Origin of the sequence: Streptomyces sp. NBC_01717, from assembly GCF_036248255.1 — a bacterium.
GTDB lineage: Bacteria > Actinomycetota > Actinomycetes > Streptomycetales > Streptomycetaceae > Streptomyces.
On the sequence record NZ_CP109178.1, the window covers coordinates 3,765,616 to 3,780,941 of the forward strand.

The 15,326-nt window shown below is 67.7% G+C and carries 12 protein-coding genes and 1 pseudogene; 4 read left to right on the forward strand and 9 right to left on the reverse strand.

Annotation, left to right across the window (positions count from 1 at the left end; translation table 11 throughout):
* Positions 1–86 precede the first annotated feature (86 nt).
* Together OHB49_RS16850 and OHB49_RS16855 are read left to right on the forward strand one after the other, a co-directional pair.
* A complete protein-coding gene (locus OHB49_RS16850) occupies positions 87–3,824 on the forward strand; it encodes a S8 family peptidase (protein WP_329161223.1) in 3,738 nt (1,245 codons plus the stop codon).
* Positions 3,825–3,961: 137 nt separating this feature from the next.
* Positions 3,962–4,954 (forward strand): transcriptional regulator TrmB, encoded by a 993-nt coding sequence (locus tag OHB49_RS16855; protein ID WP_329161225.1) that lies wholly within the window; start codon positions 3,962–3,964, stop codon positions 4,952–4,954.
* A 97-nt stretch (positions 4,955–5,051) separates the two neighbouring features.
* On the opposite strand, the gene OHB49_RS16860 is transcribed toward OHB49_RS16855, so the two are convergent.
* Both OHB49_RS16860 and OHB49_RS16865 read right to left on the reverse strand, forming a co-directional pair.
* Entirely contained in the window at positions 5,052–5,678 is a 627-nt protein-coding gene (locus OHB49_RS16860; RefSeq protein ID WP_329161227.1) for a hypothetical protein, read from the reverse strand.
* On the reverse strand, positions 5,678–8,269 hold the full coding sequence (locus OHB49_RS16865) for a Flp family type IVb pilin (protein ID WP_329161229.1): 2,592 nt from the start codon (positions 8,267–8,269) through the stop codon (positions 5,678–5,680). Before OHB49_RS16865 ends, OHB49_RS16860 begins: the two co-directional genes overlap by 1 nt.
* An 870-nt stretch (positions 8,270–9,139) precedes the next feature.
* Between OHB49_RS16865 and OHB49_RS16870 the strand changes: the two are divergent.
* A pseudogene (locus OHB49_RS16870) lies at positions 9,140–9,410 on the forward strand (IMP dehydrogenase); the annotation flags it as partial.
* 59 nt (positions 9,411–9,469) lie between these two features.
* On the opposite strand, the gene OHB49_RS16875 reads toward OHB49_RS16870, so the two are convergent.
* Positions 9,470–10,309, reverse strand: a complete 840-nt coding sequence (locus OHB49_RS16875) for a DUF2461 family protein (RefSeq protein WP_329161231.1) — start codon at positions 10,307–10,309, stop codon at positions 9,470–9,472.
* 268 nt (positions 10,310–10,577) lie between these two features.
* Here OHB49_RS16875 and OHB49_RS16880 point away from each other — a divergent pair, with 268 nt between their 5' ends.
* A complete protein-coding gene (locus OHB49_RS16880) occupies positions 10,578–11,141 on the forward strand; it encodes a dihydrofolate reductase family protein (RefSeq protein ID WP_329161233.1) in 564 nt (187 codons plus the stop codon).
* A 77-nt stretch (positions 11,142–11,218) separates the two neighbouring features.
* Here the strand turns inward: OHB49_RS16880 and OHB49_RS16885 are convergent, their stop codons facing one another.
* From OHB49_RS16885 to OHB49_RS16910, 6 genes are all read right to left on the reverse strand, one after another.
* Positions 11,219–11,560 carry a TnsA-like heteromeric transposase endonuclease subunit gene (locus OHB49_RS16885; protein ID WP_329161235.1) on the reverse strand — a complete coding sequence of 114 codons (342 nt, stop codon included), beginning with the start codon at positions 11,558–11,560 and terminating at the stop codon, positions 11,219–11,221.
* A 320-nt stretch (positions 11,561–11,880) separates the two neighbouring features.
* On the reverse strand, positions 11,881–12,531 hold the full coding sequence (locus tag OHB49_RS16890) for an OmpA family protein (RefSeq protein ID WP_329166509.1): 651 nt from the start codon (positions 12,529–12,531) through the stop codon (positions 11,881–11,883).
* An 8-nt stretch (positions 12,532–12,539) separates the two neighbouring features.
* Positions 12,540–13,154: a hypothetical protein gene (locus OHB49_RS16895; RefSeq protein ID WP_329161236.1), complete on the reverse strand. Its 615-nt coding sequence runs from the start codon at positions 13,152–13,154 to the stop codon at positions 12,540–12,542.
* Between the two features lie 31 nt (positions 13,155–13,185).
* Positions 13,186–13,797, reverse strand: coding sequence for a pilus assembly protein TadG-related protein (locus OHB49_RS16900; RefSeq protein WP_329161238.1), 612 nt, complete (start codon positions 13,795–13,797; stop codon positions 13,186–13,188).
* Complete coding sequence (locus OHB49_RS16905; RefSeq protein WP_329161239.1) at positions 13,797–14,027, reverse strand: Flp family type IVb pilin; 231 nt, start codon at positions 14,025–14,027, stop codon at positions 13,797–13,799. The genes OHB49_RS16900 and OHB49_RS16905 overlap by 1 nt, the downstream gene beginning before the upstream one ends.
* Positions 14,028–14,242: 215 nt before the next feature.
* The gene (locus OHB49_RS16910) at positions 14,243–15,322 is read right to left on the reverse strand and encodes a response regulator (RefSeq protein WP_329161240.1); all 1,080 of its coding nucleotides are present in this window, start codon (positions 15,320–15,322) and stop codon (positions 14,243–14,245) included.
* Positions 15,323–15,326: the final 4 nt, after the last annotated feature.

Here is a 15,326-nt window from a genome sequence, read left to right on the forward strand (position 1 = left end):
GTTCACGGCTGGCAAGTCCGTGCCATGGCAAGGACTTGCCTTCATCAGGCCTTCTCGTCGGCGTTACCGGCCGATAGACCCATGGCATGTTCTCCCCCTCTCAGGCTTCCGCCTTCCGGCGCAGGCGCTGGCAGCTGCTCTCCGCCGCCACCGCGGTGCCGCTGCTGGCGTCGGGGCTTGCAGTTCTGCAAGCGCCCGCACAAGCCGCTCCGAGCAAACCCACCGTTCCCGCCAAGCCCTCGGCGACCCACAAGGTCACCCTGGTCACCGGCGACGTCGTCACGGTCACCACGATGGCCGACGGCAAGCAGACCGCCGATGTCGACCGGCCGGACAGCGCCGTCGGCGGCGTAAAGATCCAGGAGATCAAGGGTGACCTGTTCGTCATCCCGGACGAGGCCGTGCCGCTGCTGGGCACGGACAAGCTGGACCGGCGGCTGTTCAACGTCACCGACCTGATCGAGATGGGCTACGACGACGCGAAGTCGGCCGCGGTGCCGCTGATCGCGGCGTACGCCCAGCCCAAGTCTCGCTCGGCCGCCGTCGAGCCGACGGCCCCCCGGGGCAGCAAGCTGACCCGCAAGCTCAAGGGCATCCACGGCGCGGCACTCAGCACCGAGAAGCGGCAGGCCCGCACCTTCTGGAGCACCGTCGCGCCGCAGGGCAGCGCGAAGTTGGGCGCGGGTGTGTCGAAGCTGTGGCTCGACGGTCGCGTAAAGGTCAACCTGAAGGACAGCGTGCCGCTGATCGGCGCGCCCGAGGCCTGGGCGGCCGGGTACACCGGCAAGGGCGTAAAGGTCGCGGTGCTCGACACCGGGATCGATGTCAACCACCCCGACTTCGCCGGCCTGATCGACGGCACAACCAGCTTCGTGCCGGGTGAGGCCATCACCGACGTCAACGGGCACGGCACGCATGTGGCCAGCACGATCGTCGGTTCGGGCGCCGCCTCCGGCGGCGACAACAAGGGCGTCGCCCCCGGCGCCGACCTGTTCGTCGGCAAGGTGCTCGGCGGCGCGGAGGGTTATGGCCAGGACTCCTGGGTCATGGCCGGCATGCAGTGGGCCGCCGAATCCGGTGCGGACGTCGTCAACATGAGCCTCGGCGACTCCTACCCGACGGACGGCAGCGACCCGATGTCGCAGACGGTCGACGCGCTCTCCGAGCAGTACGGCACTCTGTTCGTCATCGCCGCCGGCAACGCGGGCCCGGAGAGCATCTCCGCCCCGGGCGCGGCCGCCTCGGCGCTGACCGTGGCCGCCACGGACAAGCAGGACCAGCTCGCGTCCTTCTCCAGCACCGGCCCGCTGGCCTACTCCGGTGGCATGAAGCCGGACATCGCAGCGCCCGGCGTGGACATCACCGCGGCCCGCTCGCAGGAGATGACCGACGGTGGTGAGGGCCTCTACCGCACCCTCAGCGGCACCTCGATGGCCACCCCGCACGTGGTCGGCGCGGCGGCGATCGTGGCCCAGCAGCACCCGGACTGGACCGGCGCGCAGCTCAAGGAACACCTGATGAGCACCGCGAAGGGCCTGGCCGACGGGTACTCGCCGTACGAGGTCGGCACCGGGCGTGTCGACGTGGCCGCCGCTGTGCGCACCACGGTCCGCGGCACCGGATCGCTCTTCTTCGGCAACTACACATGGCCGCACGAGCCGAGCGACGTCGCCGTCAAGAAGGACCTGGCCTTCACCAACACCGGTTCGGCCGACGTCACGCTGAACCTGGCGCTGACCGACGACGGCGGCCCGTTCACGCTGGGAGCGACCAAGGTGACCGTCCCGGCGGGCGGCACCGCCGCCGTCGCGGTGACCGGTGACCCGCAAGCCGCCTCGGCCGGCCGGCACGTCGGCTACGTGATAGGCACCGACGCGGCCACCGGGAAGCCGGTGACCCGCACGTCCGTGGCACTGCTCAAGGAGGAGGAGCGCTACGACCTGAACATCAAGCTGGTCGGCCGGGACGGCAAGCCCGCCGCCGGCTGGGTCACGATCAACCTGGCCGGCGACTTCTGGCCGTGGACGGTCTACGTCGACGGTTCGACCACCATGCGCATGGCACCCGGCCTGTACACCGTCGCGGGGTACCTCGACGTGGCCGGCGAGAAGGCGGACCGCTCGGGTCTGGCCGTGCTGGTCGACCCGGAGACCGTGCTCAAGGACCGCTCCATGGACGTGGTGCTGGACGCGAGCAAGGCACGTCTGCTGCAGACCGAGGCGCCGCAGCGCACCGAGGACCGCCAGCGCAAGGTCGACTTCAACGTCCACTACAAGGGCCTCGACCCGTTCACGGACTACCGCAGCGCGTACGTGCTGCCGGTGACGTACGACGACGTCTACGTCGCGCCGACGGAGCCGATGAAGCAGGGCGAGTTCATGCTGACCACCCGCTGGCGCAAGGGCGAGCCGCAGCTCAGCCTGAGCGCATTGGGCGGTCGGCTCCGCTTCGAGGCACTGGTGCAGGCGGGCAGCATCCTGGACACGGCCACGGACAGGCTGGACGCCGTCTACGCGGGCAACGGTGCGGCGGCCGAATACAAGAAGGTCAAGGCCAAGGGCAAGGTCGTCGTCATCAAGCGCAGCGACGAGGTCTCGCCGCAGGAGCGCGCCGAGGCCGCGGTCACGGCCGGCGCCAAGGCGCTGATCGTGGTCAACGACGGTGTGGGTGCCCTGATGGAGTACGTCGGCGAGTCGACCGTCCCGGTCGCCACCGTGCACCGCGACGCGGGCAGGACCCTTGTCGCGATGGCCAAGGCCGGCATCCTGAAGCTGACCGCGAAGCAGACCGAGTACACGCCGTTCGTCTACGACCTGACCCGGGACTACCCCGGCCAGGTACCGAACCGGGCCCTCGTCTACAAGCCGACCAAGGGTGACCTCGCCCGGATCGATGCGCGCTACTACTCGGCCACGGACGGCGGGTTGGCGGAAGGCTACCGGTCCGACTTCACCCTCAGCCCGTCGTTCAACTTCCCCGAGCGCGAGTGGCACCCGGGCACCCGCACCGAATGGGTGACCCCGGGACAGAACTGGAGGGAGTTCCACGCTCAGGGCGTCGACGGAGACCTGCCGTGGGTAATGGTGTCGGGCGACAACACGTATGCCAAGGGCAGCACCACCCGTCTGGACTGGTTCGCTCCGGCGACCCGGCCCGGCCAGAGCGAGTCCTTCGGTGTGTACAACTCCCGCTGGGGGAACTACATGACCTGGAACGTGCAGGCGTGGGCCTCCGCCAGCGACAACATGCGGCTGGGCGGCTACCTGCCGTGGGGTGAGACGCCGTCCCATCTGCAGATCTTCCAGGGCGACACGCTGATCCACGACAACCCGGTCAGCGGAGACATGCAGTGGGAGGAGGTACCGGCGGGCAACCTGCCCTACCGCGCCGTCCTCGACGTGGAGCGGCCCGGTGACGTTTTCCGGCTGTCGACACGCACCCACACCGAGTGGACGTTCATGTCCGACACCGTCGACTCGGACTTCTTCGAGCCGTTCTCGGTGCTGAACCTGGACTACAAGCTGGAGTCGGACCTGCACGGCGACGTCAAGGCCGATGCGACCCAGAAGATCGCGCTCAAGCCGGTGTCGATGGACCTGGGCACCGTGCCGGGCAACGTCACCAGGGTGAAGCTGGACGTCTCGTACGACGACGGTGCCACCTGGCAGAAGGTAACCCTGGCCAAGGGCTCCCACGGCTACTGGACGGGTTCGTTCAGGACGGCGAAGAAGCGCGGCGGCTTCCTCTCGGTCCGCGCGAGCGCCGGCACGGACAGCGGCTTCGGCGTCAAGAACGAGATCATCCGGGCGTACGGCCTGCGATGAACCGCACCGTCGGGCCCCGGGGAGGCGACTCCCCGGGGCCCTTCCCGTCACACCTGCTCCCAGCAGGGACTATTCAGGGTCTGCCGCCATGGCGCATACTCTCCCCGCTGCGGCAAGCGGAAGAGAGTCGGTCGCCGATGCTGGATGTTCTGGGCCTCGAAGCCGATGACGAGCGCGTCTACCGGGCGCTGCTCGGACGGCCGAACTCCACCGCGATGCTGCTGTCGGATCTGCTCGTCGTATCGCCGGCCGATGTGGACAAGGCCTTGTCCCGCCTGGTCGGGTGGGGACTGGTGATCGGGTCGGCGGACGATCAGTTCACGGCCGCGCCGCCGGCCATGGCGCTCGGCGCTCTCATCAGCCAGCGCCGGGACGGGCTACGCATGGCTGAGCACGCACTGGTGACCTTCGCCGAGGAACACCGGGCGGCGATGACCGGGAACAGCATCAACGATCTGATCGAGGTCGTGACGGGCGTCGACGCCATCCGTCATCGCTTCCTGCAGGTGCAGCAGGCAGCCCGCACGCAGGTCCGCAGCTTCATCACCGCACCGTTCCTCGCCGTGCCGCCCGGCGAGAACACGGCCGAACCCGCGGCCATCGGCCGCGGCGTGCACTTCCGGGTGGTACTGGACCGGGCGGTGCTGGCAGAGCCGGGCATCATCACCGATGCGATCGATTCACTGCGCAACGGCGTGCAACTGCGTGTCGCCGACCAACTGCCGATGAAACTCGTGCTGGCCGACGCCGACCTCGGCCTTGTCCCGCTCGCGGTCACACCGGCCGGAGAGCCCGGCGCCGTGCTGCTGCACCGCAGCGGCCTGTTGGATGCCCTGGACGCGCTGTTCGAGACGGTATGGCGCACCGCCCACCCGCTCGAACTGTCGGGCACCGGCGGCGAAGCCGGAACCACCGTCGAGCTCGGCGCGGAAGGCCCGACCGACCTCGACCGAAAGATCCTCGCGCTACTGCTGGCCGGCCTGACCGACCCGACGGCCGCGACACAGCTCGGCCTGTCACCGCGCACGCTGCACCGACGCCTGCGCCACCTCATGGACATAGCCGGAGTTCGGACCCGGATGCAGCTCGGCGGTCACGCCGTCCGACACGGCTGGGTGGAGCCGCGCTGAAGGTCCTGTGCCGTTCAGCGATGCGACTGATTCGGACTCGGCACGGCGCTGACGGCAGCCCGATACGGACCTGTCCGACGGACGTGGAAGTCACCGCTCAGCCGAGTTTCTGCGCAGCGAGTTCACGGATCTCGGGAGGCAGCGCCTCGTCTGCGGCCAGCCGGGCCAGGGCCTCGCGGCTCTGCGGGACTTCGGCGGTGTTGCGGAGTGTCCACACGGCCTGCTCGGCGGCCATGCCTCGCTGCGCGTACCGCTCGGCAAGCTCCATGGCCCATGGAGTGATCGCCGCGGTGTCATCGACCATGAGTCCGCACCAGTACAGGACCTGTTCGGCGATCCAGGCGGAGATACGGACGGTCCACCGCTCGGTGAAGTCCGTGGTGTCGAAGCCTCTGCGCGCGCACTCCGCTTCGGCCTCGGCCATGCGTTCACGCGTCACGCAGCGGGCGTACGGCATGCGCTCCCGCAACACGTGCCTGATCTCTGTCCATTCGGGCCAGGACGCGTCCTGGCCCAGGAACTTCAGAATCACTTCGGGGGGAGGTTCGGGCGCGGCCAGGGGAGCCGGGGGAAGGCAGGCTTCGAGCACGGCTCGCGCGTAGGCGAGGTTCTCTCGGCTCTCCTCCGTTTCCGGGGGCCAGATGAAGCCGAGGTCCCAGGAGTACGGCAGGGCGCGTACGACCTCGGGAAGCAAGGGCTCCTCGCCGTCGTCCTCCGTAGTCATCACGAGACTCCCAGGTATTCCATCGCGCTCTTGGGATCCTTCATCTTGCCGGAGTCACGAGCGGCCTGCTTCTCCGCGTCGGTCTTGGCGTTCCACGCGGCGTCCATGTCCTTCAGCTGCTTGGGGGTGACGTCCTGACCGGCGATCCGGGCGCCGAGACCGTTGTCCGCGATGGTCTGAGCCGGGGTGCCTGGTGGGGTCGTACCGGTCTTTTTGTCCTTCTGGAAGCCGTTGAAGATCTTGTCCCAGTCCTTGGGGGTCTCGATCTGGTAGCGGGCCGCTCGCGGCGGTGTCACTCCGCTCTCCTTGGCCCAGTCGGCCAGCCGCTCGGCCTGAGCGGGGAGGGACGCCTGAGTGGTCGCATTGGCTGTGTTCTTGACCTCCACGACGTGGACCTTGCCGTCCTTGCCCTTGTAGGCGACGTCGACGTCATCGATGGTGCTGACATCGAGCGGCTTGCCGTCTCCGAAGTCCACCGACTTGCGGCCCTTCTGCGCGCCGACACTCGCGTACACCTTGGTGCCCTCGGCAGCGTCCAGGTCGGCTGCGCGCTTGGCTGCGCGGGCCTCCGCCATGGCTTCGGCCAGCTGGTGGCGGTCGGTGGCCTTGAGGACAGTCCCGCCCAGGGAGCCGCGGCTCTGGGTGTCGATGCGCTTGTCGTTGAGCATGTCGGTGAGATCGTCCAGTGCGGACGCCAGCTCGGCCTTGCCGAATTCACCTCGGCTCAGGTCGGGGTTGTCCTTGGCCCTCGCGGCCAGCTTGTCGATCGCGCCCTCGTTGAGACTGAAGCGCTCGGACTTGGGCGTCTTCTGCTTGTCACTGGCGTCCCGGATGGTCTGCTTGGCCCGGTCGGCCGCGGTGGAGAGTTCGGCTCCGTCAGCGGCCCGGTCGGCGTCGTCAGCTTCCTTCTGGGCGTCGCGAGCGTTGTCCGCCTCCTCGCCCTCGCACTTTTTGTTGCCTGCCGCGAGAACGATCAGGGGGGACTCGGCGTGTCCTGCGGCCAGGATCCCCGTGCCGGAACCGGGCACGCCGCTGGGCTTACGGCCGGTGCCTGCGCCCTCGTACGGCACGAGCCTGGCGGCACCCAGCGCGATGGTGCAACTGCCGTGCTCCTCGGCCTTCTCGGCAGCGTCGTCGGCGTGCTCCTGCGCTTCGTCGGCCGCCTTACGAGCCCCCTTGGCGTCGCCGAGCCCGGCCGCCTTACGGGCCCGGCCCGCGGCATCCTTGGCCTTGTCGGCTGTCTCGGCGATGGCTTGGGCGAGCTTGCCCAGCTTGCCGAGTTTGCTGGACTTCCCGGCGACCTTGGCCACGTCGTAGCCGGGGATGAAGAGCGAACCGACATTCCAGATGACGGTGGTGGCGGCCTGGGTCTCTTCGCCCCGGTTCCAGGTTTCGCGGACCTCCTCGCCGACGAACATGTCGTCCAGGACGTTGACGCCCGTGTTGACCGAGGCGCCGCCCCAGTCGGTCAGCGCGTCGAAGTAGTCACCATCGGCCCACTTGTCACCGGCGTCCTTGGAATCCGTGCTCCACTTGTCGCCGAGCGATTTCCCGTAGTCGACGATGCCGGAGACGGTGTCGATGGGGTGGACGACGGTGTCCCACAGGTCGGTGACATCGCCCCAGATCCCGTCGACGAACAGGCCCTCGCCGACCTGCCCGAGCTGATCGAGGGTGCATCCGAGGAAGCCGGAGCATTCCTCCTCCTTCTTCTTCCCGTCGTTGCCCTCGTCGTCGGCTGTCCCGTCCTCATCAGTGGCGATCGGCTCATACGGGTCAGTAGGATCGCCGGCTTCGCTGGTGGAGCCGGTGTCATCTCCGCCGCCGGGCGCGCCGTTGTCGGTGCCATCACCCGTACCGCCACCGGTACCGCCACCCGTACTGTCGCTGGTGCCGTCATCCGTGTCATCCCTGGTACCGCCACCAGTCGCACCGCCGGCGACGGTGCCGCCATCCGTCGTCGGGCCGGGCTGATCCTCCGTATCGCTGCCCGCCTCAACCGTCTCCCCACCGTCCCCGGTGGCCGGGCACGAGCTACCCGTCAGTGAACAGATCGCCGACTGAAGGCCGTTGGTTATCTGTCCACCGACTCCGCTCAACGCCAGCGCGAGGATGATCGCCGCGACCACAGCGATCAGACCGACATACTCCATCGCCGTCTGCCCGCGGTCACGCCGCCACTTGATCACGTGAGGCAGCGAGAAGGGGGGTCGCCCTGCCCGCTCGCGCTCCGCGAGCCGGAACCACGCCCGGCTCCCCTCCTGGCACAGGAACACGAGAATCACGACAGGCAGAAGGAGCTGAGTGAAACCCTGAACCGAACCGTCACGGATGTTGGACAGGTCACTGAGGATCAGCCACGCCTGTACGGCGATCAGGCCCCACCACACCCGGACCCCACCGGTCCAGGCGCGCCGCGCCAGCACCCAACCGACAACCCCGGGCGCGGCCGCGTACGCAAGCAGCCCCAGCAGCGTGCCGTTCACCGCATCCAGGGAGGCGGCGGTGAGGAACAGGCCGATACCGCCCAGCACGGTCGCCCCGAACAACACGTACACCAGCCAGCGGGCCACCATGAGTGGTTGCGGCATGGGTCGGCGGGGAGCGTCATGGGCCTGCCCTGACGCTCCGGACCATGGGACACCACCAGAGAAGGACATGCCTGACCTCAACCCCCGGAACGGAAACGGCCGTTCGTGGTGGCGCACGGCACCCCACCCCGCGACCAATCGTATGGCGAGCGAACAGACGCGCCATGGGCCCCGGGACCCAAACCCGGGCCCCATTACCGCCCTTGACACGCATCGACCGGCCGAGATCCGCAGCCGGGCGTAGCCGTCGTCCCTCTGCCGGCCGACCACCTGGCGACTGCTTACGGCTGGTCTCCTTCTCCGCCGCCTTCGCCGCGTCGGCATGAGCCGCCGGCGCCGCTCCTTTCAGAGCATGACGGCCTCCGGGTCGATGCAGTGCGGAACTGGTCCCGGACGACGAGGTGCAGTGCGTCGTCACAGTGACGGAGGGAGACGTACCGCTCCTTGGCCGGGGTCATCCTCGCGGTGGCAGCAACGAGTTCGGTCACCGCGAGCGCGTTCGGCCAGGTGTACCGGGCGAGGCGGTGCTTGTGCAGCGGGACCGTGATCACGGTGTGTCAGATGGCCACGCTGCGGGACTTCCTCGCTGACAGCCGCGAGGCGCTCCGGCAGATGATCCGCGACATCAAGGACGGCAGGGCAGACCACCTGTTCTGACGCCGAAGGCCCGGTACCGCGACCATGTGTCGGGGCGCCGGGCTGTAGGGTCTCGCACTTCGTTTCATACGCCGAGGCTGTGACCTGCGACTTCTCGCGGTGTCTCACGCTGCTTCATCTGCGGTTGTCTCAGCTCTCGGTGCATCCCCGCCAGGTTTGCTGAGGCCGGCCCGGACGGGCAGACCGCTGACCTGCGGTGTCTCACGGCCCGCTATCACCCGCGACGGCGGTGCGGTCGGTTGTGTGGAGGCGCCGCACGGCGGAAGACGCGGGGGCGTTCTGCGCCGGATGTTCGACCGCGACATCGCGCTGCGCGGGGGCATCGCCCAGACCGCGCCTACATTCCCAAACTCCTTCCGGACGTGCTCTCCGGAGTCCTCGATCCGGGGCCGTCTTCGACCATGCCGTCCCCCTGGCCGAGGTGCCGGACGGCCATCGGGCGATGGACCACCGGTCGGCGCTGAAGGTGCGCGTCACCTTCTGAGCGCGGGGGCCGACGGCACGGGTTTGATCCCTCCCGTGCCGCGCGGGGCCCTCGTGATGTCAGGCGGCGCGCTTCACGTGGCGGACCAGCCACATCAGCAGGGCGTCCAGGTCAGCGGCGGCCGAGAGGACTCGGTCGACCGCCTCGGGAGTGTGCAGCCACTCCTCGCAGCCGAGGGGACGGGCGGCGATCAGAGAACGGTGGCGCAGCAGGCTCGCACGGGAGTGGTCTGTCGGATAGCCGCGCGGGGGGCGTTTCATCACGTCCCCGGAGATGTCGTAACCCTTCTTCCGCACGTCCTCGACGATGGCGGACAGTTCGCGGCCGCTCTCCTCGGAGGCTACGGCCTTGCGGAACATGTCCACCTGGCCGGGATCGGGGTACCACCAGGCGCCCTGGATCCGCAGGCCGTCCAGGGAGAACCGGAGACCGATCTCGATCTTGCGGCCGAGCCGGATCACCGCGCCCTGGTGCTGCCACCACCAGGAGTCGGTGCGGTAGTGCCAGACGGAGAAGTCCTCGTACCGGGGGTCGGTGTCCGCGACCTCGTTGAGCATGGCGATCATCGGCTGCCGGACCAGGCGTTCGCGGTCCGCGCGGTAGCGCTCGCGGGTCGCGTGGGTCGGTTCGCCCTGGAGCTGCCACAACACGTCCATGGCCTGCTCCGGCCAGCCGGTGAACTGTCCGCGCATGCGCGCAGGATAGCTCACCCATGATCCGCGCGCGGAGAGTGAGGCGGGCAGGGAGGCGTAGCCCCAGACATGGTGGGAGGTGTTGCGGCGGGGCTCGCCGGCCAGTTCGATGTGCCGTGCGCGGTGGGCGAGTTCGTCGAGGAACACGGAGAGTGCAGTCGATATGAAGCGGGCGGTGAGATTGTGCAGCCGAACTTGAGATCCCACAAAAGAGGTTAGGGTCTCGCCGCTCGTGACATGTCGATCTTGCGTGACCTGGGCGTTCTTGGCTGTCTCACGGCCTTGTCACCCATGATCAGTCTCAAATCCGTGGCATTTCCTCGCGAGGGCGAGGTCGAGATGAGGCGGCTTGTCCGAGTACACCACGCTGAGCCCCGAGCACGAGGACTACATGCGAGCTCAGATCGCGCACCGATGAGTTTCCCGCGTCGCGCCGGTCTGTACGCGTGAGACCGACTCACGGAAGGCTGGCGCCATGCGGAAACTGATCTACGGCATGAACCTGACCCTGGACGGCTACATCGCAGCGCCCGGCGACGACATCGGCTGGAGCGTGCCGAGCGACGAGCTGTTCCAGTTCTGGTCCGACCAGTTGCAGGCGACCGACCTGTCGCTGTACGGGTGCAAGCTGTGGCAGACGATGAGCTCCTACTGGCCGACCGGCGACCAGCGGCCCAACGCCACCCCGGCGGAGATCGAGTTCGCGCGCCGCTGGCGGGACATGTCGAAGGTGGTGTTCTCCTCGACGATCGACAAGGTCGACTGGAACACCCGCCTGGTCACCGGCGACGCGGTCGCCGAGATCACCCGGCTCAAGGCCGTGGACGGCGGCCCGATGGACATCGGCGGCGCGACGCTCGCCGGGGCGGCCATGCGGGCCGGGCTGATTGACGAGTACGTGCTGGCCACCGCGCCGGTCCTGGTGGGCAGCGGCACGCCGTTCTTCACCGCGCTGGACAACTGGGTGAACCTGAACCTGGTGGAGACGCGGACGTTTCCCGGCGGCGTAATCCTGACCAGGTACGAGACGAGGCGCTGAGCAGCAGCACCCACGCGCTGGTCTCACGGTGATGTCGTATACGACATCGGTACGACACGACCCGTGAGATTACGACATCAGCCGCGAGACCCGACACACTCCACCGTCCTGCGAGTCCAGTCGAAGGTGAAGGCCACCTCGGGCTTGGAGACACGGTGCAGAGGCTTGACGTCCACCACTACGGGCCCCTGCCCGGTGATCAGCAAGTAGTCCGGGATGTGCTTGCGCACCTTCCCGTCCAGATCCGCTCTCAGCAAGAACGGCTGGGCCACGATGTGGCGTACGGAAGGATCGAAATCGGCGAAGAGGAGACGCGCCAACTCCAGCCGCGACTCGTAGATCACGTGGTCGTTCGTCGTCGCCGCCCGATAGATACCCGAGTAGCGCTTCTGCCCCCTAACCAGCGGAATGTTCGCCAAGGCACCGCCGATGCCAAGAGCTCGACGGACACCTCGCTCCAGGCCCGGTCCTCCATCGCCGCACGCCCCTTGGGGCGGACGCTCACAGACGCAGCGAATTCCCCCACCGCATACCCCCAGCCACACATCAACTTCCTCTGCAGCCAAGGTGCCGGCGCAGCGAGGGCAGGCGGGATCGATCACGGGTCTAGCCACCCGGATAGGTGACGCTCCGACCTGCGAGTCTCACGGCGGCGGCATAGATGCCGCCGCCGTGCAGAATTCGCTGAGACTATGCAGCGAATTTTGAGACCCCACTGGCCTCACGTGTGCGGGTCGGATCAGGAAGCACTGCCGCGCGGGAAGGAGACCTCCACGCGCCGGTTCTTCTTCCGGCCTTCTTCGTCGGCGTTGCTGGCGATCGGGTACTGCTCGCCGTACCCACGGATCTCGAAGGTGACGTTCGAGTCGAGCGACTGGGCCAGCACCGAATGCACCGCGTCGGCACGCTGCTTGGACAGCACGTCACCGTGTGCGGAGGAACCGAGATTGTCGGTGAAGCCGAAGACGCGCACCTTCGTGGCGTTCTGCTTCTTGATCTCGGCAGCGACGGCCGCGATACGGGACTTGGCCGCCGAGCTCAGCTTCGCGCTGTCCTTGCCGAAGAGGACCTCGGCCTGGAGCGCGAACTTGATGCTCGCGTTGCTGTCCTCGCGACGCTCCTCGCCGCCCATGTCCTCGACGACCTGGATGATGTCGAGGACCTTGGCGGGAGCGAGAGTCCCGCCCTCGGCCATCTTGAGGTCGGGATCGTTGCCGTCCACCTCGACCGGGGGCGTCGCGGATGCCTCAGTCCCCGGTGGCACGCTCGGTCCGTCATCGGCCTGTGCTGTCGAAGCACCGAAGACGGACGTGCCGGCCATCAGTACCGCGGCAGCGATGGCGATGCCTGCCGCATGCGTTGGCCTACGCCGTGTGCGGATGTATGTCATGTCGGCCGTCACCCAGAAATCTTCAGCGACGTGGTGGCAAACGTCGGCAGGCTGAAGTCAACTTCGGTCGTTGTGCTGGGAGGAGCCGGGAACTGCATGAATACCGGCAGGGAACTTCCCGGCTGGACGGCTGTCATGCCGACCGTGCAGAGGCACCGCCCATCCGTATCACGAAGGATGTAGTAGCGCTTCTTACCAGCCTTGTCCACCAGCGTCGCACCACCGACGGAGTTGAGATTCTTGTTGACGATAGCGGTCTCGCTACCAGACCACGCCGAGGGATTGACTGCGACATCGCCTTGATTCTTCAGTTCGCCCTGAACGGTCACGAATCCGCCGGAGTCCCGCTTCACTTCGTTGATGACCAGCAGCATGCCCTTGTCGCCCTTGACCTCGGCGAGTTTCACATTCGGGTCTACCTTGTCCCCAGCAGCAGTATCTTCCTGCGAACCCTTGTCCCCATCGGAGGGCTTGTTGGGTGCGGAGGATGACGACGAAGAACCGGGGTTCTTCGTCTTTCCGCCGTCATCACTGCCGCAAGCAGTGACGGCGAGGGCCAGTGCCGCCGCCATCGAGACAGCGGCCACCGCCCTTCGGGTCCTAGCAGTGCGCCGAATGCTCATCGGTTCTGATTCCTTTACTCGTCGTTCGCTGTCAGTCGTCGACCAGGTGGACGGCGAAGATGGCCTTGCTCAGAGCGGCCCATGCATCCTGATCGAAATCAGTCGGGTCGATCGAGAAGCCATCCCGGCCATCACACTTAAAGCTCACCGGCTCACCCGGGTCGCCTTTGAACTTGTAGGTGCATCGGAACTCGATGACTGCAGTCGCATCCGCGGTGCCGTACTTGGTCTCCGTCCCCGGGATCACGGTGTCGCCGACCGGGTAGCGGGTCCGGATGCTGACATGCATCTTGTCCTGCAGGTAGCCATACGTCGCGTAACAGGCTGTCGTGTCAGCCCGGTTGGAGGCAGCGAACCGCCGCGCCTCCAGGCATGGCGATACCGTTTGGAAGGTGTAGTCCTGCAGGAACTCGTGGAGCCCACCCGGCGTCATGAGAGCGGCGACGAACGGAGGGCCCAGCGTGTCACGAGCGTCCTGAGCCGCAGCGAGCACAGCGGCGTCCGCGGCACCCTGGGCGCCGTTACGCGTGGCCGATGCCTTACCGACAGCAAAGAAGGCAAACGCGAGGAAGAGCAGGCCCGCCACCATCACAACGTAGATGGGGAAAGCCTGCCCTGCGTCGCTGCGATTCCTCGCAAGCATCAGCCAGCCTTGATCTGGTCCACCAGAGTGGTGATCTTCCCGCTGATCGCGCCGCCGATACCCGTCGCCACGATCGCGCCGATGATCGCCACGACCACCAGGATGATGCCCAGGTACTCGAAGGCCGTCTGGCCGCGGTCCTTGGCCTCGTAGCGCTTCTGGATGGAACGGACGGCGGTGCTGGCCCAGCCGTTGACGCGGACGGCGGTCTTCAGGGTGATGTTCGACATGGTGTTCCCCTCCAGGTTCGGCCGACCGGTAGCCGGCCGACTCACACGTTTCTTTGTTGTCGCTTCCGTTACCGGCTTCCTCCTGGCCGGTGCCGTTTGCGACATGAGAAACATACGGCGGAACACCCTGCCCGCCAGAGGGTCCCAGGGCCCAATCCCGGGCCCAAAGGGCGAGTTGGGTCCTGACGCCCAAACCCTGGGCCCGCGCGCCCCGCTCAGCCATGGCCACCACTCCCCCTCGCCGGCGCCGTGCCGAGCCAGCGGGCGATCGCCTCGCTGCGGCTGCCGCTGTGCAGCTTGGTGAAGATGCGGTTGATGTGGTTCTTGACGGTCTTCTCGCTGATGAAGCAGGTGGCGGCGATCTGCTGATTGCTCATGCCGGAAGCGATCAGCTCCATGACCTCCACCTCCCGTGAACTCAGCCCGTACTGCTGTCTGTTGGGAGTCATGGCCGACCCCCCGGTTGTTGAAGACTGTGCCACAACTGGTTGCAGTTGCGAAAGACCCTGCGCGAGTCGGCCAGGTCGCGTCGCAGGTGACGGCATTTCAGGAGCCGGCGGATGTGCAGGCGCACCGTGTTGCTGCACATGTCCGGCGCCCTGTCCGTCGTAGCCGGGGCCCTGGTGGGCGACGCCCGTGGTCAGCGCGGTCCCCAGCCCCTCAGGCAGCTGTCCGCCCTGTGGCCCGGGGCCCTGCCGCATATGGGCCAGGAGCGCGTTCGCCGCGGTGGCGGTGAAGTGGGCCCGCCCGCTCTTGGTGTCCCGTACGGCCTGCACGAGTTGGTCCGCCGTGAACTCCCCGTGCACCAGATAGCCGCCCGCGCCCAGTCGCAGCGCCTCGTGGACGATCTCGCTCTCGCGGCTGTACGTCAGCATCATGACCGGGGCGACCTGCACCAGATGCGGCAGCGCGGAGATGCCGTCGACCCCAGGCATGCGAACGTCGAGCAGGACGACGTCCGGGCGGTGCTGAACAGCCATGTCGTAGGCCTGGCGGCCGTCCGCGGCCTCCGCCACGACTTCGATGTCCTCACGGCCGGAGAGCAGCACGCCCAGACCGGCCCGGACCACCGGGTTGTCGTCGGCGACGACGACCCTCAGCGGGCCGGGAAGCGCTACCGGAGGGGCTGCGGGGAACGGAGGCATGGCCTCGGATGCCGCGGACTGCTGGGGGACGGGGAACCCGGAGGAGCTGAGCTCCGAGTTGAGCGAGGTGACGTGCGAGGACGTGTGCTGGGAGGCGTGATTCTGTGCGGCCCAGTTCTGGCCCGACGCACGGGAGACGTCGTCCGGCATCTGC